This is a genomic window from Pseudomonas sp. Sample_22 (assembly GCF_004307635.1).
In the GTDB taxonomy this organism is placed as follows: Bacteria; Pseudomonadota; Gammaproteobacteria; order Pseudomonadales; family Pseudomonadaceae; genus Aquipseudomonas.
This window is the reverse complement of record NZ_RCNY01000031.1, coordinates 82,780-103,931: the sequence shown is the minus strand read 5'-3', so window position 1 is coordinate 103,931 and position 21,152 is coordinate 82,780. Positions and strand designations below refer to the sequence as shown.

The 21,152-nt window shown below is 59.2% G+C and carries 22 protein-coding genes; 10 read left to right on the top strand and 12 right to left on the bottom strand.

Going from position 1 to position 21,152, the window contains the following annotated elements; translation table 11 throughout:
• Nucleotides 1–70: 70 nt before the first annotated feature.
• Nucleotides 71–574 carry a universal stress protein gene (locus D8U73_RS07535; protein WP_056856402.1) on the top strand — a complete coding sequence of 168 codons (504 nt, stop codon included), beginning with the start codon at nt 71–73 and terminating at the stop codon, nt 572–574.
• Nucleotides 575–687: 113 nt separating this feature from the next.
• The gene (gene cysB, locus D8U73_RS07530) at nt 688–1,662 is read left to right on the top strand and encodes an HTH-type transcriptional regulator CysB (RefSeq protein WP_007899921.1); all 975 of its coding nucleotides are present in this window, start codon (nt 688–690) and stop codon (nt 1,660–1,662) included.
• A 6-nt stretch (nt 1,663–1,668) separates the two neighbouring features.
• Here cysB and D8U73_RS07525 read toward each other — a convergent pair whose 3' ends face one another.
• Both D8U73_RS07525 and D8U73_RS07520 read right to left on the bottom strand, forming a co-directional pair.
• Nucleotides 1,669–2,151, bottom strand: coding sequence for a GreA/GreB family elongation factor (locus D8U73_RS07525; protein WP_056856401.1), 483 nt, complete (start codon nt 2,149–2,151; stop codon nt 1,669–1,671).
• Between the two features lie 2 nt (nt 2,152–2,153).
• The gene (locus D8U73_RS07520; protein WP_130904094.1) at nt 2,154–2,561 is read right to left on the bottom strand and encodes a hypothetical protein; all 408 of its coding nucleotides are present in this window, start codon (nt 2,559–2,561) and stop codon (nt 2,154–2,156) included.
• 124 nt (nt 2,562–2,685) lie between these two features.
• Here D8U73_RS07520 and earP point away from each other — a divergent pair, with 124 nt between their 5' ends.
• Together earP and D8U73_RS07510 are read left to right on the top strand one after the other, a co-directional pair.
• A complete protein-coding gene (gene earP / locus D8U73_RS07515) occupies nt 2,686–3,828 on the top strand; it encodes an elongation factor P maturation arginine rhamnosyltransferase EarP (protein ID WP_130904093.1) in 1,143 nt (380 codons plus the stop codon).
• 48 nt (nt 3,829–3,876) lie between these two features.
• Nucleotides 3,877–4,446 carry an elongation factor P gene (locus tag D8U73_RS07510; protein WP_056856398.1) on the top strand — a complete coding sequence of 190 codons (570 nt, stop codon included), beginning with the start codon at nt 3,877–3,879 and terminating at the stop codon, nt 4,444–4,446.
• Nucleotides 4,447–4,774: 328 nt separating this feature from the next.
• Here the strand turns inward: D8U73_RS07510 and D8U73_RS07505 are convergent, their stop codons facing one another.
• The 4 genes from D8U73_RS07505 to D8U73_RS07485 all read right to left on the bottom strand — a co-directional run bounded on the left by D8U73_RS07505 (nt 4,775) and on the right by D8U73_RS07485 (nt 8,077).
• Entirely contained in the window at nt 4,775–5,788 is a 1,014-nt protein-coding gene (locus tag D8U73_RS07505; RefSeq protein ID WP_056856397.1) for an alpha/beta hydrolase, read from the bottom strand.
• Between the two features lie 35 nt (nt 5,789–5,823).
• Nucleotides 5,824–6,243: an organic hydroperoxide resistance protein gene (locus D8U73_RS07500; RefSeq protein ID WP_056856396.1), complete on the bottom strand. Its 420-nt coding sequence runs from the start codon at nt 6,241–6,243 to the stop codon at nt 5,824–5,826.
• Between the two features lie 345 nt (nt 6,244–6,588).
• Complete coding sequence (locus tag D8U73_RS07490; protein WP_056856395.1) at nt 6,589–7,050, bottom strand: MarR family transcriptional regulator; 462 nt, start codon at nt 7,048–7,050, stop codon at nt 6,589–6,591.
• Nucleotides 7,051–7,114: 64 nt separating this feature from the next.
• Nucleotides 7,115–8,077, bottom strand: a complete 963-nt coding sequence (locus D8U73_RS07485) for a LysR family transcriptional regulator (protein ID WP_130904092.1) — start codon at nt 8,075–8,077, stop codon at nt 7,115–7,117.
• A gap of 109 nt (nt 8,078–8,186) precedes the next feature.
• On the opposite strand from D8U73_RS07485, the gene D8U73_RS07480 reads away from it, so the two are divergent.
• The gene (locus D8U73_RS07480; protein WP_082557657.1) at nt 8,187–8,936 is read left to right on the top strand and encodes a sulfite exporter TauE/SafE family protein; all 750 of its coding nucleotides are present in this window, start codon (nt 8,187–8,189) and stop codon (nt 8,934–8,936) included.
• Here the strand turns inward: D8U73_RS07480 and D8U73_RS07475 are convergent.
• Nucleotides 8,926–9,780 (bottom strand): LysR substrate-binding domain-containing protein, encoded by an 855-nt coding sequence (locus D8U73_RS07475; RefSeq protein WP_056856392.1) that lies wholly within the window; start codon nt 9,778–9,780, stop codon nt 8,926–8,928. The genes D8U73_RS07480 and D8U73_RS07475 overlap by 11 nt on opposite strands.
• Before the next feature lie 95 nt (nt 9,781–9,875).
• Between D8U73_RS07475 and D8U73_RS07470 the strand changes: the two genes are divergently transcribed.
• Complete coding sequence (locus D8U73_RS07470) at nt 9,876–10,091, top strand: DUF1127 domain-containing protein (protein WP_056856391.1); 216 nt, start codon at nt 9,876–9,878, stop codon at nt 10,089–10,091.
• Between the two features lie 81 nt (nt 10,092–10,172).
• On the top strand, nt 10,173–11,402 hold the full coding sequence (locus tag D8U73_RS07465; RefSeq protein ID WP_130904091.1) for a winged helix-turn-helix domain-containing protein: 1,230 nt from the start codon (nt 10,173–10,175) through the stop codon (nt 11,400–11,402).
• Nucleotides 11,403–11,548: 146 nt separating this feature from the next.
• Here D8U73_RS07465 and D8U73_RS07460 read toward each other — a convergent pair whose 3' ends face one another.
• Nucleotides 11,549–12,895: a 3-deoxy-7-phosphoheptulonate synthase class II gene (locus D8U73_RS07460; protein WP_056856389.1), complete on the bottom strand. Its 1,347-nt coding sequence runs from the start codon at nt 12,893–12,895 to the stop codon at nt 11,549–11,551.
• A gap of 148 nt (nt 12,896–13,043) precedes the next feature.
• Between D8U73_RS07460 and D8U73_RS07455 the strand changes: the two genes are divergently transcribed.
• A complete protein-coding gene (locus D8U73_RS07455) occupies nt 13,044–13,799 on the top strand; it encodes a spermidine synthase (protein WP_056856388.1) in 756 nt (251 codons plus the stop codon).
• A gap of 127 nt (nt 13,800–13,926) precedes the next feature.
• Here the strand turns inward: D8U73_RS07455 and D8U73_RS07450 are convergent, their stop codons facing one another.
• Nucleotides 13,927–14,718, bottom strand: coding sequence for a crotonase/enoyl-CoA hydratase family protein (locus D8U73_RS07450; protein WP_130904090.1), 792 nt, complete (start codon nt 14,716–14,718; stop codon nt 13,927–13,929).
• A gap of 420 nt (nt 14,719–15,138) precedes the next feature.
• On the opposite strand from D8U73_RS07450, the gene D8U73_RS07440 reads away from it, so the two are divergent.
• A complete protein-coding gene (locus D8U73_RS07440; protein WP_056856386.1) occupies nt 15,139–16,812 on the top strand; it encodes a DEAD/DEAH box helicase in 1,674 nt (557 codons plus the stop codon).
• A gap of 82 nt (nt 16,813–16,894) precedes the next feature.
• Here D8U73_RS07440 and D8U73_RS07435 read toward each other — a convergent pair whose 3' ends face one another.
• The gene (locus tag D8U73_RS07435; protein WP_130904089.1) at nt 16,895–17,662 is read right to left on the bottom strand and encodes a class III extradiol ring-cleavage dioxygenase; all 768 of its coding nucleotides are present in this window, start codon (nt 17,660–17,662) and stop codon (nt 16,895–16,897) included.
• Nucleotides 17,663–17,764: 102 nt separating this feature from the next.
• Between D8U73_RS07435 and D8U73_RS07430 the strand changes: the two genes are divergently transcribed.
• Nucleotides 17,765–18,421, top strand: a complete 657-nt coding sequence (locus D8U73_RS07430) for a thiopurine S-methyltransferase (RefSeq protein ID WP_130904088.1) — start codon at nt 17,765–17,767, stop codon at nt 18,419–18,421.
• 172 nt (nt 18,422–18,593) lie between these two features.
• Here D8U73_RS07430 and htpX read toward each other — a convergent pair whose 3' ends face one another.
• Both htpX and D8U73_RS07420 read right to left on the bottom strand, forming a co-directional pair.
• Nucleotides 18,594–19,484: a protease HtpX gene (htpX, locus tag D8U73_RS07425; protein WP_007973520.1), complete on the bottom strand. Its 891-nt coding sequence runs from the start codon at nt 19,482–19,484 to the stop codon at nt 18,594–18,596.
• A 319-nt stretch (nt 19,485–19,803) separates the two neighbouring features.
• A complete protein-coding gene (locus D8U73_RS07420; RefSeq protein ID WP_056856383.1) occupies nt 19,804–21,015 on the bottom strand; it encodes a pyridoxal phosphate-dependent aminotransferase in 1,212 nt (403 codons plus the stop codon).
• Nucleotides 21,016–21,152: the final 137 nt, after the last annotated feature.

Below are 21,152 nucleotides of genomic sequence, written 5' to 3'. Positions count from 1 at the left end.
GGACGTCGTACTCGCCAAGGCGCTGCTAAGCTGAATCAATCTCCGCCATGTTGGCATTCGAGGAGGTCATATGATCCGTTCGATGCTGTATGCCACTGACCTCGGCCTGTACGCCCCCGTGGTGATGCAACACGCCCTGGAATTGGCTCGGACATTCGATGCCGACTTGTATGTGGTGCACGCGGTGGAACCCATGGGCCTGTTTGCCGAATCGGTGCTCCAGAGCTACCTCGACGAGCAGGCGTTGAACGAGTTTCACAGCCAGGGCTTGAACACGGTCATTGCGAGTATCGAGCAGCGGGTGCTGGATAGCTTTCGTGAGGAGTTGGGCGGCGAGGGTGAGTTGGACCTGAAAAGAATCCAGGCAGTACGGGTGCTGCAGGGCGATCCGTCGCAGGTGATTCTCGACCAGGCGCAGAAACTCTCTGTGGATTTGCTGATCGTAGGTAGTCACAGCCACGGGGCTGGTGCGGAAACGCCATTGGGCCGCACCGCGGCGCGGGTGTTGCAGTTGGCCAAGGTGCCGGTTTATCTGGTGCCGCTGGTGCAACGCCGTCGCCAAGGGGATCGCTAGGCTGCGAATAGCAGGACTTTGATAAAAAAGTTCTAGATTTATTCTTCAAACCATTAATATAGTTATATACCGTCGCTGATGCCCGTGGCGTCCAACTGCTTTGAGGGATTCATATGAAGCTTCAACAACTGCGCTACATCTGGGAAGTGGCGCACCACGACCTCAACGTTTCCGCTACAGCCCAAAGCCTTTACACCTCGCAACCGGGCATCAGCAAACAGATCCGCCTGCTGGAAGACGAATTGGGCGTCGAAGTGTTCGCCCGCAGTGGCAAGCACCTGACCCGCGTCACCCCGGCCGGTGAGCGAATCATCACCACCGCTGGCGAAATCCTGCGCAAGGTTGAAAGCATCAAGCAGATCGCCCAGGAATTCTCCAACGAGAAAAAAGGCACCCTGTCGATCGCCACCACCCACACCCAGGCGCGTTATGCGTTGCCGCCGGTGATCAGTAATTTCATCAAGCAGTACCCGGACGTTGCCCTGCACATGCACCAGGGTTCGCCGATGCAGATCGCCGAAATGGCCGCTGATGGCACCGTGGATTTCGCCATCGCCACCGAAGCGCTCGAGCTGTTCGGTGATTTGGTCATGATGCCGTGCTACCGCTGGAACCGCTGCGTGGTCGTGCCTCAGGGCCACCCACTGACCAAGCTGTCGAAGCTGACCCTCGAAGCCCTCGCTGAATACCCGATCGTGACTTACGTGTTCGGTTTCACTGGCCGTTCGAAGCTCGACGAAGCCTTCAGCCATCGCGGCCTGACGCCGAAAGTGGTGTTCACCGCTGCCGACGCCGACGTGATCAAGACCTACGTTCGCCTGGGCCTGGGTGTGGGTATCGTGGCGAAAATGGCCGTCGACACCAAACTCGACAGCGACCTGGTGGTGCTCGATGCCAGCGAATTGTTCGAATCCAGCATCACCAAGATCGGCTTCCGTCGTGGCACCTTCCTGCGTGGTTTCATGTGCGACTTCATCGAGAAGTTCGCCCCGCACCTGACCCGCGAAGTCATGGCCAAAGCCATCCAGTGCCACAACAAGCAAGAACTGGAAGAGCTGTTCGACGGCGTCGAACTGCCGGTTCACTAAGCCTGTTTATACGACCTCGGTAACAGCGAACTGTTGCCGAGTGCCCGCCACCAGAATCTCCACTTCATCACCTTCGAACTTGCCCAGCAGGCTTTTGCCCAGCGGTGAGCGCGGGGTGATGACAGTAATCAACTGCCCCACCAGATCGACCTTCAGACCCGCCGCATCAGGCGCCAGAAACAGCCATTGCTCTCGACCTTTTTCGTCTTCCAGACCCAGCAGGGCGCCGACTTCAATGCCGCGTCGCTCGTCATACGCACGCAGCACCAGGTTTTGACACAACGCCAGTGACTGGCGAATTTCCTCCACACGCCTGGCCTGCCCGGCTGCCAGATATGACGCCTCGAGCCCCAACGTGTCGTATTTGTTCTCGGCGATGTTTTCTTCATGGGTCGCGGTTTCGTAAGCGGTCTGTGCGGCCCGCTCAGCGATGTCGAGATCGACTCGCAGCTTGTCGAGAATCAGTTGGTGGACAGTTTGTTTGTTCATGATCAATCGCAGAACTGCAGGACATTGGCGCGGCTTTTTTCGCTGGGTGCCGTCTGGTCCTGTTGCAGCCAGAACTGACATTTGGCGTTCGACAGATTGCGGTTGCTGCTGCGCGCCTGATCGAGTCGTTGCGCCTGTTCGTCCTTGCGCAGGTTCTGTTCATACTGCTCGAACAGCGGACTCTGTGGTGGGATATCCGGAACCTGTTGCACCACCGGCGGGTTGGCCATTTGCTGTACCGCTTGGGCCACCGGGGCCAATTGCTCGCTGAAAAACAGGCGCGAGGCGAGCCAGCAGGTCAGCGCGATGGCGAGAAAGCCCAGCCACAGACCGAGGGCGATACTGCCGGTCAATTGCACGGCATTGAGCTGGATCGGCAACGAGCGGCGCGGATTGGTACGGTAGGGCATGACTGCCTCCTGGCGGTGGGGCGCGGGCGAGTGCCGATTGTCGCACGAAGATTAATCGTCGTCGGCTCTTCTGCGCAGGGTAATTTATGCGGACAATCGCGGCTTTTGCCAACGGGAACCTGGAATGCTTGAAATGAAACCCCGCTGGGATATTTTTTGCACCGTGGTCGATAACTACGGCGACATCGGTGTGACCTGGCGCCTGGCTCGGCAGCTGGTGGCCGAGCATTCGCTGGCGGTGCGTTTATGGGTCGACGACCTGCGTGCCTTTGAGCGCATGTGCCCCGAGATCGATATCCATGTTGCGCAGCAGTGGCAGCAAGGTGTCGAGGTGCGGCAGTGGCCCGCCGAGTGGCTGCCGACAGAAGCGGCGGATGTGGTGATAGCCGCATTCGCCTGCCAGTTGCCCGCTGCCTATATGGAAGCGATGGCCGAGCGCCAAAAAACACCGTTGTGGATGAACCTCGATTACCTGAGTGCCGAGGATTGGGTGGTCGGCTGTCACGGCTTGCCTTCGGTGAAGTACAAGCACGTACAGAAATTCTTCTTCTTTCCGGGATTCCAGAAAGGCACGGGCGGCTTGTTGCGTGAAAACGGATTGCTCGAACGACGTCGGCGGTTTCAGCAGGATCCCGAGGCTCGGCGCACCTTTCTGCAGGGCTTGGGTGTCGAGTGTGCAGCCGGTGCGCAGCTGATGTCGTTGTTCGCCTATGAAAATGCCGGGCTTGCCAGTTGGCTGGATGCGCTGGCCAGTGATTCGACGGCCACTCATCTGCTGGTGCCGGAAGGGCGGATCCTCGGCGATGTCGAACGCTGGCTGGGCGTGAATGATTTGCAGGCCGGCGCGTTGCACGTGCGTGAGGCCGTGACCGTGCAGGTGCTGCCGTTTGTCCGCCAGGATCAATATGACCTGTTGCTGTGGAGTTGTGATTTCAACGCCGTGCGTGGTGAAGATTCCTTCGTCCGCGCGCAATGGGCGGGTCGGCCTCTGCTCTGGCATATCTATCAGCAGGAAGAAGATGTCCACCTGGACAAGCTCGAAGCCTTTCTGTCGTTGTATGTGAAAGGGCTGTCGGAACCTGCTCGGGAGGCGATCAGCGGTCTTTGGCGGGCGTGGAACGCCGGCGAAAAAATGACCGACCACTGGCAATCCACTCGTAAACACTGGCTGGAGCTGGAAAAACACGCCGAGTCATGGTGTCTGGAACAAGCCTTGCAGGCCGATCTTGCCACGGCGCTGGTACAGTTTTATGGAAATTGGATATGATACGCGGCCTAGATTTTTGTAAATCCCATCCAAATTCGGATATTCGCAATGAAAACTGGTAAAGAACTGAAACCCGGTACCGTGATCCGTCTCGAAAACGATCCTTGGCTGGTTCAGAAAGCTGAATTCACCAAGTCGGGTCGTAACAGCGCGATCATGAAGACCAAGCTGAAAAACCTGCTGACCGGTTACAAGACCGAGATCGTTTACAGCGCTGACGACAAACTGGACGACGTGATCCTCGACCGCAAAGAAGCGACCCTGTCCTTCATCAGCGGCGACACCTACACGTTCATGGACACCACTGACTACACCATGTACGAGCTGAACGCTGAAGACATCGAAAGCGTTCTGCCGTTCATCGAAGAAGGCATGACCGACGTTTGCGAAGCCGTGTTCTTCGAAGACCGTCTGGTATCCGTAGAGCTGCCGACCACCATCGTGCGTCAGATCGACTACACCGAAGGTTCCGCTCGCGGCGACACTTCCGGCAAGGTAATGAAGCCTGCCAAACTGAAGAACGGTACCGAGCTGTCGGTTGCTGACTTCATCGAAATCGGCGACATGATCGAGATCGATACCCGCGAAGGCGGTTCCTACAAAGGCCGTGCTAAATAAGCACTGCTTGAGGAATGAAAAAGCCCGACCATTGAGTCGGGCTTTTTTGTGCCTGGATGAAACATCCAGTTCTGCTGTAGGAGCGAGCCTGCTCGCGATGGGCTGCGCAGCAGTCCCTTTCAGGGCCGCTTCGCGCCCCAGCGGGAGCAAGCTCCCTCGCCACGGGTACAGTGGTCGTCCTTGAGTGAACTGAATTAGACCTTGGAGTCGGGCTTTTTTGTGCCTGTGGATCCTGTTCAAGCTGAGACTGAACCCGTAGGAGCCAGGCTTGCCGGCGAAGGCGTACTTGAGCTCGCTTTCGCCGGCAAGCCTGGCTCCTGCAGGGCAGTTATTTCTTCAGGTGTTCCTTGAGTTCCTGCGAAGCCTGCAACATTGCCGAACGAACCGCTGGAACCTGGCTCACCACGTTGAGCAAACCGTAGTCGTGGATCATGCCGTTGTAGCGAACCGAGGTCACAGGTACACCGGCCTCATCGAGTTTGCGGGCGTAGGCTTCACCTTCATCGCGCAGCACATCCGCTTGTGCCGTTTGCACCAGCGCCGGTGGCAGACCCTTGAGTTGCGCAGGGGTAGCCCGCAACGGCGAGGCATAGATCTCGTTACGCTGCTTGGCGTCGGTGGTGTAGTTGTCCCAGAACCACTTCATCATGTTTTTGCTGAGGAAGTGCCCTTCGGCAAACTGGTTGTAGGATGCCGTCTCGAAGTTGGCATCGGTCACCGGCCACAGCAATACCTGGAACTTGATCGCTGGCGTGCCTTTGTCTTTTGCCATCAGCGCAACCACGGCCGCCATGTTGCCACCGACGCTGTTGCCGGCCACGGCCAGGCGTTTGCCATCGACGTTGATCTCTTTACCGTGTTCAGCTACCCATTTGGTCGCGGCGTACGCCTGGTTGATCGCCACCGGGTAATGCGCTTCCGGCGACGGCGTGTAGTTGACGAAAACCGCCGCTGCGCCCGAACCGACAACCAGGTCACGAACCAGTCGTTCGTGGGTCGGGAAATCTCCCAGTACCCAGCCACCGCCGTGGAAGAACATGAACACTGGCAGCTCGCCCTTGACCCCGGCCGGCCGGACGATAGTCAGGCTCAGCGGTTGGCCGTCGACCTGAATGGTCTTCTGGCTGACATCGGCTTTTGGCAGCGTCAGCTTGACCCCGGCCTGCGCACCCACCAGCACGGCGCGGGCTTGTGCAGGCGTCATTTGCTCGATCGGCTTGCCGGTGCCGGCATTCAACACGTCGAGGAATGCCTGGGTGTTGTGCTCGACATCACCGGCGAACGCGTTGTTGATCGACAGAGCGAGAAGGGTACCGGTCAAGACTTTGCTGAAAGTGTTCATGTTCATTTCCTGTTCGGGCCTGAGTGGGTCAGTGATTAGACGGTGACGTGCAGACGTACTTCGACATTGCCGCGGGTGGCATTGGAGTACGGGCAAACCTGGTGGGCAGCATCGACCAGGGCTTGCGCGTCGGCTTGTTCAAGGCCCGGCAAGCTGATGTGCAGGTCGATGTCCAGGCCGAAACCGCCAGGAATCTGGCCGATACCGACGTGGGCGGTGATCGACGCATCGCTCGGGATGCTGCGCTTGCTCTGGCTGGCAACGAATTTCAGGGCGCCGATGAAGCAGGCGGAGTAGCCGGCTGCGAACAGCTGTTCAGGGTTGGTCGCCGCACCGCCAGCACCGCCGAGTTCTTTCGGGGTAGCCAGTTTGACGTCGAGAATGTTGTCGCTGGAAACAGCACGACCGTCACGGCCACCGGTGGAAGTTGCAACTGCGGTGTAGAGAGTTTGCATGGTGAAAGCCTCGTTCGGGTTTGATTGTTTGCGCTAAATGTTTGCGCGTTAAGTAAGTGCGAGGTGAATGTATCGCGCTAATGTTTAGTGCGCAAGATTAATTTTTGAAAAAAAACCGGGAGATTTAAGAACCTGATGATGGTCTTCGCTTGAAAGGCTTGAATTAGAGCTGTCGAAGGGGGTTTTCAGGGGGAGGGAGCGAAGCTGGGATTTTCGCTTCAACGCAAAACAACTGTAGGAGTGAGCCTGCTCGCGATGGCGGTGAGTCAGTCGACACTCATGCGAATGTCGAACCGCTATCGCGAGCAGGCTCACTCCTACAGGGATGTGCGTTGGTAGAAAGAGTTACAGACTGTCTTGCAAGTGACGACGCAGCGCTTGCAGTTCCGCCTGCAGTTTCTGCAATCGCTCAAGGGTCATGCCGCTGGCGCCGAGGATGCATTGAGGAATGCCACGGGCCTTGTCACGCAGGGCCCGACCTTTTTCGGTGAGTTCGATGATCACCACGCGTTCGTCTTCGCGGCTGCGGGTGCGGCTGAGCACACCTTCTGCTTCCAGGCGTTTGAGCAGCGGGGTGAGCGAGCCGGGATCAGTCAGCAGGCGCGTGCTGATTTCGCCCACGGTCAAGCCGTCCTTTTCCCACAACACCATCATCGCCAGGTACTGCGGATAAGTCAGGCCCAACGCCTGCAGCAAGGGCTTGTAGACCTTGGTCAACATCAGTGAGGTGGAGTGCAAGGCGAAGCAGGCCTGGTTGTCCAGCAGCAGGTCGTCGCAGTTGTCCGGGGTGTCGCGCTCGGTGGTCATTTCGAAGCCTTTGATCGGTGATCATCATGAATCTAGCGGGCAAATCTTTAATGCGCCAGATAATTCAGGACGAGTGGTGGTCCAGGTGGGTTTGCAGGACCAGATCCCAGGGGGGGATGGGGCTGAAGCGGGTTTTCAGGTATTCCAGCAGCAATCGGCTGCGCGAACTGGATTGTTGTTGCAGGCGCAAGGCATAGATTCCCGAACTCTCCGGTTTGGGCAGGCCATTGTCGCAGAACAGCGGCATCAGTTCCCCGCGCAACAGATACTCACTGGCCAGCCATGTCGGCAAATGCGCGATACCCAGCCCGGCGAGCGCACCGCAGACCAGGGCTTCGGCATTGTTGGCGCTCATGCGGATGCGCGAGGGGCGATGCAAATGCATTTGGCCTTCACGTTCGAAGCGCCAGGCAAAAGGTGGCGCCAGGCCGTCCCAGTCAAGACCGTCGTGTTCAATCAATTGTGCCGGATCATTGGGCACGCCACGTCGTTTCAGATAGTCAGGGCTGGCGCAGGCGATGCGCACCATGCTCGCCAGCGGTGTGGCCACCAATCGCGTGTCGGCCATCTGTCCGGCACGCAATACCAGATCGACCTTGCCCAGGTTCAAGCCCTGCATGTCGACGAAACTGTCGATCAGGTGCAATTGCACATCAAGGCCGGGATACAGCATCAGGAAGTCAGCAATGACCGGCGCCAGATGCCGACGCCCGAACGCGGCAGGCGCATCCACCCGAATCAAGCCTTCTGGAGCGCTGCTCAGGGACACAGCTTCGGCGCGGGCCAGGCGTAACTCGGCGACGATCCGCCGCGCCCGTTCGGCAAACGCCAGGCCGGCCGGCGTTGCACGGACCGCGTGGGTGCTGCGAATGAACAATTGGCTGCCGACAGCGTTTTCCAGGCTGTCAATGCGTCGCGCGACGGCCGATGGGGTCAACGGATGACGGCGCGAGGCCGCGGAAAAGCTGCCGGTTTCCAGTACATCCAGAAACAAGCCCAGTTGCTCGGTCAATTGATCGGGATTCATCGTCTGTAACGCTTATGCGAAGTTGGCACAGCCATTGTGCGTTGCTGTGCGTTTCCGCGCCAGAACCAACTGCGTAGGATGAATCGCCTGACGTAGGAGGAAATCGCCTGTGATTGAGTTTTTGATGTATTTGGCCTTTGGCGCTGCCTTGGGTACGCTCGGCGGAATATTTGGCATCGGAGGTGGCTTGATCGCCATTCCGCTGCTGGGTGTTTTGTTCGGGCTCGATCAACAGATCGCCCAAGGGACTGCGCTGGTGATGGTGGTACCGAACGTGATGCTGGCGTTGTGGCGTTATCACCAACGCAACAGGATCGAGTTGCATCACGCGCTGCCGCTGGCCTCGATGGGGTTCTGCTTCGCCTGGATCGGCTCGATCTGGGCGGTGGGCATAGATGCGCAAACCATGCGTATTGGCTTCGTCGCTTTTCTGATCGCGCTTTCGGCCTACAACTTGATGCGCATGTTCCTCGCCAGCGCACCGGCCTCTTCACAGATGAACTATGGATGGCCCTGGCTGGGTGTGCTCGGTGCTGCATCCGGCACCATGGGCGGGTTGTTCGGCGTGGGCGGGGCAGTGGTGGCAACGCCCGTGCTGACCAGCCTGTTCGGCACCACTCAAGTGGTCGCGCAGGGTTTGTCGTTGGCGCTCGCATTGCCAAGCACCGGCGTCACTCTGGTGACCTATGCCGTGCATCATCAAGTGGACTGGTGGGTGGGCGTACCGCTGGCAATCGGTGGACTGATGAGCATCAGTTGGGGCGTGAAGATTGCTCACGCCATGCCGGAGCGCCTGTTGCGCGCGTTGTTCTGCGGTTTCCTGGTGCTTTGTGCGGTGATGCTCGCCTTTAAAGTTTGAAGCCTTCGACGATGTGTTCGGCCAGGCATTCGGTGATCGGCGACGGATTGTGCAGATTACGCACGAGCATGATGCTGGCCTCGGGCAGCAACGGCAGGTCTTCAGCTTCACCGAGGATGCGCATGTCCGCGGTGATCAGGCTTTCCAGCTGCGCGGTGACCGCCAGGCCGGCACTGACCACCGCCATGATCGCCGACAGGCTGTCGCTGTTGTACGCCACGCGGTAATCGCGGCCTTGGGCATCGAGGGCGTTGCAGGCCCACAGGCGGCAGAAGCAATCGCTGTTGAACATGGCCAGCGGCAGCGGCGTTTGTTCGTGGGCGCTGTAGCATTGCGCTTCGGCCCAGACAAAACGCTCCTTGCGCAACAACTGGCCGATTTCGCTGCCCGGTTCGCGGGTGACGATGGACAGGTCCAGGTCCTGGCGCATCAGCAATTGTTTTGATGATTCGCAATGCACTTCGATCTGGATCAGCGGATAGGACTGGGCAAACCGCCGCAGGATGCCCGGGAGGAAACGCATCACATAATCGTCTGGCGTACCAATGCGCACGGTGCCGATCATGTCTGGCTCGCGCAGGGTGTTGAAGACTTCGCTGTGCAACTTGAGGATGCGCCGCGCATACCCCAGCAGCACCTGGCCCTCGGCGGTGAGCCGCACTTGACGGCCGTCGCGCTGGAACAACTGGCGCTGCAGCACGTCTTCCTCCAGCCGTTTCATCTGCATGCTGACGGCCGACTGGGTGCGATGGACCAATTCACCGGCGCGGGTAAAGCCGCCCTGGTCGGCAATCGCGACAAAGGTGCGCAACACTTCGGTATCGATCGTCGGGTAGCTCGACATACATCAATCTCCGAGATGATTGCCATCAGAAACATTTGTTGGATTGATCTTAGACCCGGCGCGAGACTGGAGCCATCCAAACGGAGGGCAACAAGATGAAAGGTCAACATGAGTTCCAAGGCACAGAACACCATTCGGTTCACCTGATATCCGATCTGCTGCACAAGATCAGCCGCTGGTACGAGTTGCATCGTGAGCGCGAACTGCTGGCAAGCCTGAGCGACGAGGCATTGAAGGACATTGGCATGAGCCGGGCGGATGTCGAGCACGAGTCGATCAAGCCGTTCTGGAACGACCCGATGCATAAATGAACCCGATCAATAAATGATGAGAACGACGCTACACAAACCCCTTACCGGTGAGGTAGGTTGCGAGCAGACAAGGAGATGCTCATGCCCGCAACGTTGTCCTTTACCCTCAAACAGGCTCGGCGTCTGGCACTGGCCGCCCAAGGGTTCAACGGGCGCCAGCCGCCAGCGGCGATCAAGTCTGCCCAGCTCAACCGCCTGATCGAACGGCTGGGTCTCCTGCAAATCGATTCGGTCAACGCCGTGGTGCGCTCGCACTACCTGCCGCTGTTTTCCCGTCTGGGTTCCTATTCTTCTGACTTGCTCGACCAGGCTGCCTGGAGTTCGGGGCGACGTCGCACGCTGTTTGAATATTGGGGCCACGAAGCGTCGTTACTGCCGATGTCGATGTACCCCCTGATGCGCTGGCGCATGCAGCGTGCCACGCGTGGCGAAGACATTTATCAACAACTGGCGCGTTTCGGTCGTGAACAGCAAGACACCATTCGCCGGGTATTGGCCTCGGTTGAAGAACTGGGCGCGTTGGGCGCCGGCAGCCTGTCGACCCGACAGGAACGGGCCGGGCCATGGTGGGACTGGAGTGCGGAAAAGCACGCGCTGGAATGGTTGTTTGCCGCCGGAGAGGTGACCGTGGCTGGCCGGCGCGGATTCGAGCGGCTTTATGACTTGCCGGAGCGAGTCATTCCTTCACAGGTTCTGGCGCTGCCGTTGCTCACTGAAGCCGAGGCCCAGCGTGGCTTGCTGGTGCATGCCGCGACAGCCTTGGGCGTGGGCACCGAGAAAGACTTGCGCGACTACTTCCGCCTGAACCCCGGCGACAGCCGCCCGCGTCTGGCTGAATTGGTCGAGGCGGGCGAGTTGCTCACCTGCGAAGTCCAGGGCTGGAAGCAACCGGCTTATTGCCTGCCCGAGCCCAAGCTGCCGCGCAGGGTCGAGGCCAGTGCACTGCTTTCACCGTTCGATTCGCTGATCTGGGAGCGCAGCCGCACCGAGCGGCTGTTCGATTTTCGCTATCGGCTGGAGATTTACACGCCGCAGGAAAAACGGGTCTACGGCTATTACGTCTTGCCGTTTTTGCACAACGAGCGGATTGCCGCGCGAGTCGATTTGCGCGCCGAGCGGGCGGCAGGGCGGCTGGCAGTGCATGCGGTGCATGAGGAAGAGGCGGGGCTGGATGACGAAGGGATGCTGGCGTTGGCGGTGAATCTGCGGCGGATGGCGGACTGGTTGGGGCTGGAGCGGGTGCAGTTGAATTGCCCAAGGGCGAGTGCGGATCGGTTGCGGGTGGCATTAGCACAGATTGAGGGTGACTGAGCTGACGCCATCGCTGGCAAGCCAGCTCCCACAATGACCGCGCCATTCACAAATTATGTGTACAACGCTATCCCTGTGGGAGCGGCGGTGCGACGATTCGACTTGCCCGCGATGGCTGCCTGTCAGGCAATCAAAGATTTAATGACTCACCGCCTAACTTGCTTCAAGGTCTCTGCAATCAAAAACGCCAGTTCCAGCGACTGATCGGCATTCATCCGCGGGTCGCAGTGGGTGTGATATCGATCCGACAACCCATCTTCGGTAATCGGCCGCGCGCCACCGATGCACTCGGTGACATTCTGCCCGGTCATCTCGATGTGGATACCACCGGCGTAGGAACCTTCCGCCTCGTGCACCTGGAAGAACTGCTTCACCTCACCCAGAATCTGCGCAAAGTCGCGGGTCTTGTAGCCGCTGCTGGCCTTGATGGTGTTGCCGTGCATCGGGTCGGAACTCCACAGTACTTGCTTGCCTTCACGCTGCACCGCACGAATCAGCTGCGGCAAGTGATCGCCGACCTTGTTCGCGCCCATCCGGGCGATCAGGTTCAGGCGACCGGGGTCGTTGTCCGGGTTAAGCACATCGATCAGGCGGATCAGGTCGTCAGGATTCATGCTCGGGCCGACCTTGACCCCGATCGGGTTGTTCACTCCGCGCAGGAATTCGACGTGGGCGCCGTCGAGCTGGCGGGTGCGGTCGCCGATCCACAGCATGTGCGCCGAGCAATCGTAGTAATCGTTGGTCAGGCTGTCGCGCCGCACGAAGGCTTCTTCGTAGTTCAGCAGCAGCGCTTCGTGGGCGGTGAAGAAGCTGGTTTCGCGCAGTTGCGGCGAGCTGTCCATGCCGCAGGCACGCATGAAGGCCAGGGTTTCATCGATGCGGTCGGCGAGGTGGCTGTACTTTTCCGCCAGGGCCGAATTGGCGATGAAGTCCAGGTTCCACTTGTGCACCTGATGCAGATCGGCAAACCCGCCCTGAGCGAAGGCGCGCAACAGGTTCAGGGTGGCGGTGGACTGGTGATAGGACTGGAGCAGGCGTTCCGGGTCCGGCACACGGCTTTTTTCGTCGAAACCGATGCCGTTGACGATGTCGCCACGGTAGGCCGGCAGGGTGATGCCGTCGATGGTCTCGTCGTTGGCTGAACGCGGTTTGGCGAATTGCCCGGCCATGCGTCCAACCTTGACCACCGGGCAACCGGCCGCGAAGGTCATGACAATTGCCATTTGCAGCAACACTTTGAACGTATCGCGAATTTTTGCGGCGGAGAACTCGGCGAAGCTTTCGGCGCAATCGCCGCCCTGCAACAGAAACGCGCGGCCCTGGGTCACTTCGGCAAACTGACGACGCAATTCCCGCGCTTCGCCGGCAAACACCAGCGGTGGATAGCTGGCCAGCGTTTGCTCGACCTGCTGCAAATGCGCAGCGTCGGGATATTGAGGTTGTTGCTGGATCGGCAAGGCGCGCCAGCTGTCAGGGCTCCAGGGTTGGCTCATCATCATCTCTAGTGTTTTACGCTCGGGCGTCCATGTTATCAGCAATTAGTGCGTGACCTGTTCCCGTCGCTTCGCGGACAATCGCGCCTTTGCCGCTTCATGTTGCGGTGTGTTGCGTTGCCGGGCCTGGCAGCGATCGGGAGACGAAATGACTGAGGAGCGCGTCGAGCATTTGCTCGCCGAGGTGCAGGACGAATTTGGTGTGATTCGTGTGCTGGAAGTGGCTGATTACCGTTTTCTCGAATTCGGCGATGCCATCGAGCAAAGCTGCGTGTTCACCGCCGACCCGAGCTGGCTCGAATATGACTACACCCGGGCGATGCTGATTGGCGCGCTGTGCCACGAACAGCCGGAATCGGCATTGTTCCTCGGCCTCGGTGCAGGCACGTTGACCCAGGCTTGCCTCAAATTCCTGCCGCTGGACGACGTCGAAGCCATTGAGTTGCGCCCGGATGTGCCGCGACTGGCCATCGAATATTTGGGGCTGGATGACGATCCGCGTCTTTACATCCGTGTGGGTGATGCGCTGGAGTTGCTCGATACCGCCGAGCCCGCGGACCTGATTTTCGTTGATCTTTACACCGACGTAGGCCCGGGAGCCGGACACTTGGCGTGGACTTTCCTGGAAAACTGCCAGAAACGCCTCAACCCGGGTGGCTGGCTGGTGATCAATCAATGGGCCACCGATGACGGCAAGCCGTTGGGCGCCGCGTTGCTGCGCGGGCTCTATCATCGACATTACTGGGAACTGCCGGTGAAGGAGGGCAATGTGATTCTGATCGTGCCGTCGGACCTGGATCAGGAGCTGGATATGGAAGGCCTGGTATCCCGGGCCGAAGGGCTGGCGCCGCGGTTGGGGTATTCGTTGCAGTCGTTGATCAAGGCGATTCGCCCGGCGACATGATTCGGTGCCCGTGAGGGCCTCATCGCGGGCAAGCCATGCTCCCACAGTTTTCGTGTCCTTGCGGATGAAACAAAACCTGTAGGAGCAAGGCTTGCCCGCGATAGCGATCTTTATTTCGACGCAAATCTCAGCAGCCTTTGAAGATGCCGGGCCGCCGCTCCACCAGCGACCGCACCCCCTCCTGGGCATCCTCGCTGCTCAGCAACTTTTTCACCAGCGCCGGCAACCCGTGCGCAGCGGCGGTTTCCCCTTCGTAACGCGCCTGTCGCGCCGACATCAACGTCGCCTGCACACCCAGAGGTGCCTGTCGGGCAATCCGTTCAGCCAATTCAATGGCCCTTGGCAACAAATCCTCGCTGGCCATCACTTCCTGTACCAGGCCCAAGTGCAGCGCATCGTGAGCATCGAACTCGTCGCCGGTCAGCATCCAGCGCATTGCATTGCCCCAACCGGCGACCTGATGCAGGCGCAATGTGGCGCCGCCGAAAGGGAAGATCCCGCGCTGCACTTCCATTTGCGCGAAGCGCGTGTTGCTGGCGCACAGGTTGATATCGGCGGCCAGCATCAACTCGATGCCGATGGTCAGGCAGTAACCCTGCGCGGCGACGATTACCGGTTTGCTGACCCGGGGGCCGGCAAATACGCCCCACGGATCGCAGCCGCCAGGCGGAGCCTGCCAGCCTTCGGTCAGCGCAGCGCTGGCGTTGACCAGATCCAGCCCGGCGGTGAAGTGCTCGCCGTGACCGAATACCACCGCAACCCGCGCATCGCTGTCCGCTTCGAACTCACCATAGGCAAGGCTCAGCTCGTTGAGCAGGTCAAGGTCGAAAGCATTGCGCTTGGCTACCCGATCCAGGCCGATCAACAGGACATGACCGCGCTTTTCACGGCTCACACGGCGGGTGTCGAGCTCTTTCATGGTGCATATCCTCGGGCGGGAAGGGGAGTCAGACCGGCGGTCCGGGTCTTCAAGATGAACCGTTTTAGCGCCATCGCCCGCTGGGCCGGGCCTTTGAAAAATAGACGCTTGCACGATTATCCGCAAAGCCTGTGACAGAACGCCGTATGCGGGAGTTTTGCGATAAAAAAAGCTCCCTTTTTCGGCAAATTCCGGTATAGTGCGCGCCGGCCTTTAGCCGGGCCGCGTTTAGGTAGAGCAATTCCCCGAAGTCAGCTTCGGCTGCACGTCCGTACTGCGGACTCTCCCTTGACGATTCTTTTCATTCATTCGTTTTCGCAAATCCCCGCCGACAAAGCTGCCAGGGCGACTCTTGAGTCTCAACACGGCATGCGCAGCTTTGGAGCATGGGTCTTTGCGGATGCACTTAGAGGCAGACCCATGACCCAGGAAATCGGCGGCTTCGCCGCTCTTGAACTTCATCCCAATATTGTCGCTGCAGTAGTCGCTACCGGCTATGAAGAGCCTTCGGCCATTCAGCAGCAGTCGATCCCGATCATTCTCGCCGGTCACGATATGATTGGTCAGGCGCAAACCGGTACCGGTAAAACCGCTGCCTTTGCCCTGCCTATCCTGCACCGCATTGATCCGTCCAAGCGCGAGCCGCAAGCTCTGATCCTGGCCCCAACTCGTGAGTTGGCGCTACAAGTTGCAACCGCTTTCGAAACCTACGCCAAGCAAATGCCGGGCGTAACTGTTGTGGCTGTCTACGGCGGCGCGCCGATGGGCCCACAATTGAAAGCAATCCGTAATGGCGCACAGATCGTTGTCGCCACACCGGGCCGTCTGTGCGACCACCTGCGTCGCGACGAAAAAGTTCTGGCGACCGTGAACCACCTGGTTCTCGACGAAGCAGACGAAATGCTCAAACTGGGCTTCATGGATGACCTGGAAGTTATCTTCAAGGCCATGCCGGAAACCCGTCAGACCGTATTGTTCTCAGCCACCCTGCCGCAATCGATCCGTGCCATCGCTGAGCGCCACCTGCGCGATCCGAAGCACGTGAAGATCCAGAGCAAGACCCAGACCGTTACCGCGATCGAACAGGCTCACCTGTTGGTTCACGCTGACCAGAAGACTTCTGCCGTTCTCAGCTTGCTGGAAGTGGAAGATTTCGACGCCCTGATCATGTTCGTGCGCACCAAGCAAGCGACCCTGGACCTGGCCAGTGCCCTGGAAGCCAAAGGCTACAAAGCCGCTGCGCTGAACGGTGACATCGCCCAGAACCAGCGTGAGCGCGTGATCGACTCCCTCAAGGATGGCCGCCTGGACATCGTTGTGGCGACCGACGTTGCTGCCCGTGGCCTGGACGTTCCGCGCATCACTCACGTATTCAACGTTGACATGCCGTACGATCCGGAATCCTACGTTCACCGTATCGGCCGTACCGGCCGTGCCGGTCGCGAAGGTCGTGCACTGCTGCTGGTGACTCCACGTGAGCGCCGCATGCTGCAAGTGATCGAGCGTGTAACCGGTCAGAAAGTCGCTGAAGTTCGCCTGCCGGACGCTCAAGCCGTTCTGGATGCGCGCATCAAGAAATTGACCAACAGCCTGTCGCCGCTGGTGGCTGATGCCGAATCGACCCACGGTGATCTGCTCGATCGCCTGACCGCCGACATCGGTTGCAGCCCGCGTGCCCTGGCCGCAGCCCTGCTGCGCAAGGCTACCAACGGTCAAGCGCTGAACCTGGCCGCTATCGAGAAAGAGCGTCCACTGGTGCCGAACAACGCGCCACGTGGCGATCGTCCGGAGCGTTCCGGTGATCGTCCTGAGCGTGGTGATCGTGAGCGTCGCGCTCCGATGCCATTGGGTGAAGGTCGTGCCCGTTGCCGTACCGCGCTGGGTGCGCGTGACGGTATCGCTGCCAAGAACCTGCTGGGCGCCATCCTCAACGAAGGTGGCCTGGCGCGTGAAGCGATCGGCCGCATTCAGGTGCGTGACAGCTTCAGCCTCGTCGAGCTGCCGGAAGATGGTCTGGAGAAGTTGCTGACCAAGCTGAAGGACACTCGCGTTGCCGGTAAGCAGTTGAAGCTGCGTCGCTATCGCGAAGATTGATCCGCCTTTGGGCTGATTGATCGAACATGAAAAATCCCCGACTGGTTCGGGGATTTTTTTTGCCTTTGAAAAAGATCGCAGGTCAGCCGAAGCGATAGATGTCCATGCCCAGCGCCCCCATGGTGAATCCCTTGTGCGCAACACTGAAATCACCTCCGGCACTGCGGGCAAAGTACAGCGGCAGCAAGTGCTCATCGCTCGGATGGTTGCGCACGGCATGCGGTGCCTGCGCGCGATAGTCATGCAGCGCGGCCTCATCGTTGGCGGCAAGTTTCTCGATCATCCAGTCGCGGAACGCTTGTGCCCAGGGTTCAACACTTTCCGGGCCGGCATGCCAATCCAGTTCCCGCAGGTTGTGGGTAATGCTGCCGGAGCCGATCAGCAATACGCCGTGCTCGCGCAGGCTGGCCAGGGCATGGCCGACGCGGGTTTGCAGGGCAGGGCCGCCACGGGTGGGCAGCGACACCTGAACGATCGGGATGTCCGCCTGTGGATACATCAACGACAAAGGTACCCATACGCCATGGTCGAAGGGGCGCTGGGGATCGATGCGTGCCGGAAGGTCGCTGGCCTTCAACTGCTCGACAACTTCGGCGGCCAGTTGGGGGTCCCCAGGCGCCGGGTATTGCACTTCGAACAGGGCTTTGGGGAAACCACCGAAATCGTGCCAGGTGTCAGGTTGCGGATTGCCGCCGACCAGCAGCTCGTTGCTTTCCCAGTGTGCAGAAACAATCACGATGGCTTTTGGCTTCGGCATTTCAGCTGCCAGGCGAGCGAGGGCCGGCCCACTGGCGCCGGGTTCCAGGGCTAGCATCGGGGAGCCATGGGAGATGTACAGGCTGGGGAACATGTTTAAGCTCCAGAGAGTAAGATGGCGCCATCTTCAATCAGATCATTGATCTAAATCTAATATAAGTTTTAGGGTGTTTTGATCGAATTTTCGGGGTTATCTATGCAGCCGGAGTTTTGGCACAAAAAGTGGGCGGCAAACCAGATCGGCTTTCATCTGCCGCGGGTGAACCCGTATCTGCAACGGTTCTGGCCGTCGTTAGGGCTGGAGGAGGGGGCTCGTGTGCTGGTTCCCTTGTGCGGAAAAAGTCTGGACCTGCTTTGGCTTGCCCATCAGGGGCATGAGGTTCTGGGGATCGAATTGTCGGAGAAGGCCGTGGAGGATTTCTTCAGCGAACACGGCTTTGATCCTGCCGTCAGCGAGCAAGGGCCTTTCAAGGTTTATCGGGCAGGTTCGATAGAGTTGTGGTGCGGTGATTTCTTTGCGCTGACTGCCGGCGACGTGGCCGATTGTTCTGCGCTCTATGACCGTGCCGCATTGATCGCGTTACCCCAGGCAATGCGTGAGGAATATGCGGATCATTTGAAGCGGATATTGCCCAAAGAATCCCTGGGGCTACTGATCACTCTGGACTATGACCAGACGCAGATGCCTGGCCCGCCGTTTGCCGTTGTCGATGATGAAGTGCAGCGGCTGTTTGGCGATTCGTGGGCGCTGAAGATCCTGGAAGATCAGGATGTGCTGAGTGAGAGCGGGAAATTTCTGGAGGCGGGTGTTACTCGGCTTGAAGAGCGGGTGTACCGGGTTTCCATTCAATAAAAGATGTGTTGTCTGTACTGGCCCTTTCGCGGACGAGCCTCGCTCCTGCAAGGGGTGGATCTTCAGTAGGGGCGAGGCTTGCCCGCGAAGAGGCCCTGAAGAACACCGCATCAATCAGCAGACAAAAAAAGGCCCGCATCTCTGCGGGCCTTCCTGTTTATTGCGTTGCCACTTAGCCCCGACGACGAGCCAGAGCGTCGATACGCTCTTCCAGCGGCGGGTGGCTCATGAACATGCGGGCGAAGCCCTGTTTGATGCCACCGTTGATGCCGAAGGCGTTCAGGGTGTCGGGCATGTGCACCGGCAGGCCTTGTTCGGCGCGCAGGCGTTGCAGGGCGCCGATCATCGCGGCGGTGCCGGCCAGGTTGGCGCCGGCTTCGTCAGCGCGGAATTCGCGTTTGCGCGAGAACCACATGACGATGGCACTGGCCAGGATGCCCAGAACCAGTTCGGCGAAGATGGTTGCCACGTAGTAGGCAATACCCTGGCCTTCTTCATTCTTGAAGATCACCTTGTCGACAAAGTTGCCGATGATCCGCGCGAAGAACATCACGAAGGTGTTCACGACGCCCTGGATCAACGCAAGTGTGACCATGTCGCCGTTAGCCACGTGGCCGATTTCGTGGGCCAGAACGGCTTTCACTTCATCCGGCGAAAAACGTTCGAGCAAGCCCTGGCTGACCGCCACCAGTGCATCGTTCTTGTTCCAGCCGGTAGCGAAGGCGTTCGCCTCGTAGGCCGGGAAAATCCCGACTTCGGGCATCTTGATCCCGGCTTCGCGGGACAGTTGCTCGACTGTTTGCAGCAGCCATTGCTCGTGACGCGTGCGTGGCTGGGTGATGATCTGGGTGCTGGTGCTCATCTTCGCCATCCACTTGGAGATGAACAGCGAGAACAGGGAACCGGCGAAACCAAAGACCGCACAGAAAATCAGCAGCTGATTGAGGTTGAGATCAACCCCGTTGGCCGCCATGAACCCGTTGAAGCCGAAAAGGCTCAGGGTGATGCTGGCAATCAGCACGACCGCCAGGTTAGTGGCCAAAAACAGCAGGATGCGCATCATGGTTGTAGAAATCTCCTTATGCTAAAAATGTAGCGTACTGCGGGGTATATAAGGTGCTGCACCGGGGTATTCAACCGGGTGACTATTTCAAACTGTGTCCTACGGTAAAAGCTTAGCTGCTTGCAGGGCATTTCCGACATTGATGCAGGAAGTGTTTGTAAGCCGGCAGGTCTCATTTGCCCCGTCGGCGTTGGACCGGAGCAGGCAGCGCAGTATTGATCAAGGCTAGAAGTGTCAGTGCTCGACTGGGTGCAAACATATGTTGCTGAATGAATCACCGTGCGACTCTGCAAGCGCCGTCGCACGGTAAACCGGTCATTTACTGCCGATAGGACTTGAGGAAATTGCCGATGCGGCCGATGGCCATGTCCAGGTCATCGACGCGAGGCAGGGTCACGACGCGGAAGTGGTCCGGCCACGGCCAGTTGAACGCAGTGCCCTGAACCACCAACAGCTTCTCGGAGAGCAGCAGGTCGAGGACGAATTTTTCGTCGTTGTGGATCGGGCAGACTTTTGGGTCGATCCGCGGGAAGGCATACAGAGCGCCCATCGGCTTGACGCAACTCACGCCCGGGATGTCGTTGAGCAGTTCCCATGTGCGGTTGCGCTGCTCCAACAGACGACCCGGTGGCAGCACCAGGTCGTTGATGCTCTGATAGCCACCCAACGCGGTCTGGATCGCGTGCTGGCTCGGCACGTTGGCACACAAGCGCATGTTGGCCAGCATGTCGATGCCTTCGATGTAGCTCTGGGCATGGTGTTTCGGCCCGGAAATGGCGATCCAGCCAGAGCGGAAACCGGCTACGCGGTAGGACTTGGACAGGCCGTTGAAGGTCAGGCACAGCAAGTCCGGCGCCAGGGAAGCAGTGCAGATGTGCACGGCATCGTCGTAGAGGATCTTGTCGTAGATCTCGTCGGAGAACACCACCAGGTTGTGCTGGCGGGCCAGTTCCAGCATGCCCAGCAGGACTTCCCTGGAGTACACCGCACCGGTCGGGTTGTTCGGGTTGATGATCACCAGGGCTTTGGTGTTCGGGGTGATCTTGGCCTTGATGTCGGCCAGGTCCGGCCACCAGTTGGCCTGCTCGTCACACAGATAATGCACCGGGTTGCCGCCCGACAGGCTCACGGCGGCAGTCCACAGCGGATAGTCGGGAGCCGGCACCAGCACTTCATCGCCGTTGTTGAGCAGGGCCTGCATCGACATCACGATGAGCTCGGAAACGCCGTTGCCCAGGTAAATGTCTTCGATGCCGACGCCTTCCACCTGCTTTTGCTGGTAGTACTGCATCACGGCTTTGCGCGCGCTGAACAGGCCTTTGGAGTCGCTGTAGCCCTGGGCGGTCGGCAAGTTGCGGATGACGTCCTGGAGAATTTCATCCGGCGCTTCGAAACCAAAGGGCGCCGGGTTGCCGATGTTCAGCTTGAGGATGCGATGGCCTTCCTCTTCCAGGCGTTTGGCGTGCTTGAGCACTGGGCCGCGAATGTCGTAGCAGACGTTGGCGAGCTTGTTCGATTTGCTGACCTGCATGGCGATGTGTTCCCGAAAATGAACGATCCAGGCGGCGTATGAACAACCGTACTGGGAATCCTGCGTAATCACACAGGCCTGACGCCTTGGAGGCTGCACCCATAAATCTGTTTGAATGCGCGTGGTCTGGCTGCCAG

Excerpts from the sequence above, each read along its gene's own strand:
- D8U73_RS07535 (WP_056856402.1), top strand. The coding sequence starts at position 71 with ATGATCCGTTCGATGCTGTATGCCACTGACCTCGGCCTGTACGCCCCC.
- cysB (WP_007899921.1), top strand. The coding sequence starts at position 688 with ATGAAGCTTCAACAACTGCGCTACATCTGGGAAGTGGCGCACCACGAC.
- D8U73_RS07525 (WP_056856401.1), bottom strand. The coding sequence starts at position 2,151 with ATGAACAAACAAACTGTCCACCAACTGATTCTCGACAAGCTGCGAGTC.
- D8U73_RS07520 (WP_130904094.1), bottom strand. The coding sequence starts at position 2,561 with ATGCCCTACCGTACCAATCCGCGCCGCTCGTTGCCGATCCAGCTCAAT.
- earP (WP_130904093.1), top strand. The coding sequence starts at position 2,686 with ATGCTTGAAATGAAACCCCGCTGGGATATTTTTTGCACCGTGGTCGAT.
- D8U73_RS07510 (WP_056856398.1), top strand. The coding sequence starts at position 3,877 with ATGAAAACTGGTAAAGAACTGAAACCCGGTACCGTGATCCGTCTCGAA.
- D8U73_RS07505 (WP_056856397.1), bottom strand. The coding sequence starts at position 5,788 with ATGAACACTTTCAGCAAAGTCTTGACCGGTACCCTTCTCGCTCTGTCG.
- D8U73_RS07500 (WP_056856396.1), bottom strand. The coding sequence starts at position 6,243 with ATGCAAACTCTCTACACCGCAGTTGCAACTTCCACCGGTGGCCGTGAC.
- D8U73_RS07490 (WP_056856395.1), bottom strand. The coding sequence starts at position 7,050 with ATGACCACCGAGCGCGACACCCCGGACAACTGCGACGACCTGCTGCTG.
- D8U73_RS07485 (WP_130904092.1), bottom strand. The coding sequence starts at position 8,077 with ATGAATCCCGATCAATTGACCGAGCAACTGGGCTTGTTTCTGGATGTA.
- D8U73_RS07475 (WP_056856392.1), bottom strand. The coding sequence starts at position 9,780 with ATGTCGAGCTACCCGACGATCGATACCGAAGTGTTGCGCACCTTTGTC.
- D8U73_RS07470 (WP_056856391.1), top strand. The coding sequence starts at position 9,876 with ATGAAAGGTCAACATGAGTTCCAAGGCACAGAACACCATTCGGTTCAC.
- D8U73_RS07465 (WP_130904091.1), top strand. The coding sequence starts at position 10,173 with ATGCCCGCAACGTTGTCCTTTACCCTCAAACAGGCTCGGCGTCTGGCA.
- D8U73_RS07460 (WP_056856389.1), bottom strand. The coding sequence starts at position 12,895 with ATGAGCCAACCCTGGAGCCCTGACAGCTGGCGCGCCTTGCCGATCCAG.
- D8U73_RS07455 (WP_056856388.1), top strand. The coding sequence starts at position 13,044 with ATGACTGAGGAGCGCGTCGAGCATTTGCTCGCCGAGGTGCAGGACGAA.
- D8U73_RS07450 (WP_130904090.1), bottom strand. The coding sequence starts at position 14,718 with ATGAAAGAGCTCGACACCCGCCGTGTGAGCCGTGAAAAGCGCGGTCAT.
- D8U73_RS07440 (WP_056856386.1), top strand. The coding sequence starts at position 15,139 with ATGACCCAGGAAATCGGCGGCTTCGCCGCTCTTGAACTTCATCCCAAT.
- D8U73_RS07435 (WP_130904089.1), bottom strand. The coding sequence starts at position 17,662 with ATGTTCCCCAGCCTGTACATCTCCCATGGCTCCCCGATGCTAGCCCTG.
- D8U73_RS07430 (WP_130904088.1), top strand. The coding sequence starts at position 17,765 with ATGCAGCCGGAGTTTTGGCACAAAAAGTGGGCGGCAAACCAGATCGGC.
- htpX (WP_007973520.1), bottom strand. The coding sequence starts at position 19,484 with ATGATGCGCATCCTGCTGTTTTTGGCCACTAACCTGGCGGTCGTGCTG.
- D8U73_RS07420 (WP_056856383.1), bottom strand. The coding sequence starts at position 21,015 with ATGCAGGTCAGCAAATCGAACAAGCTCGCCAACGTCTGCTACGACATT.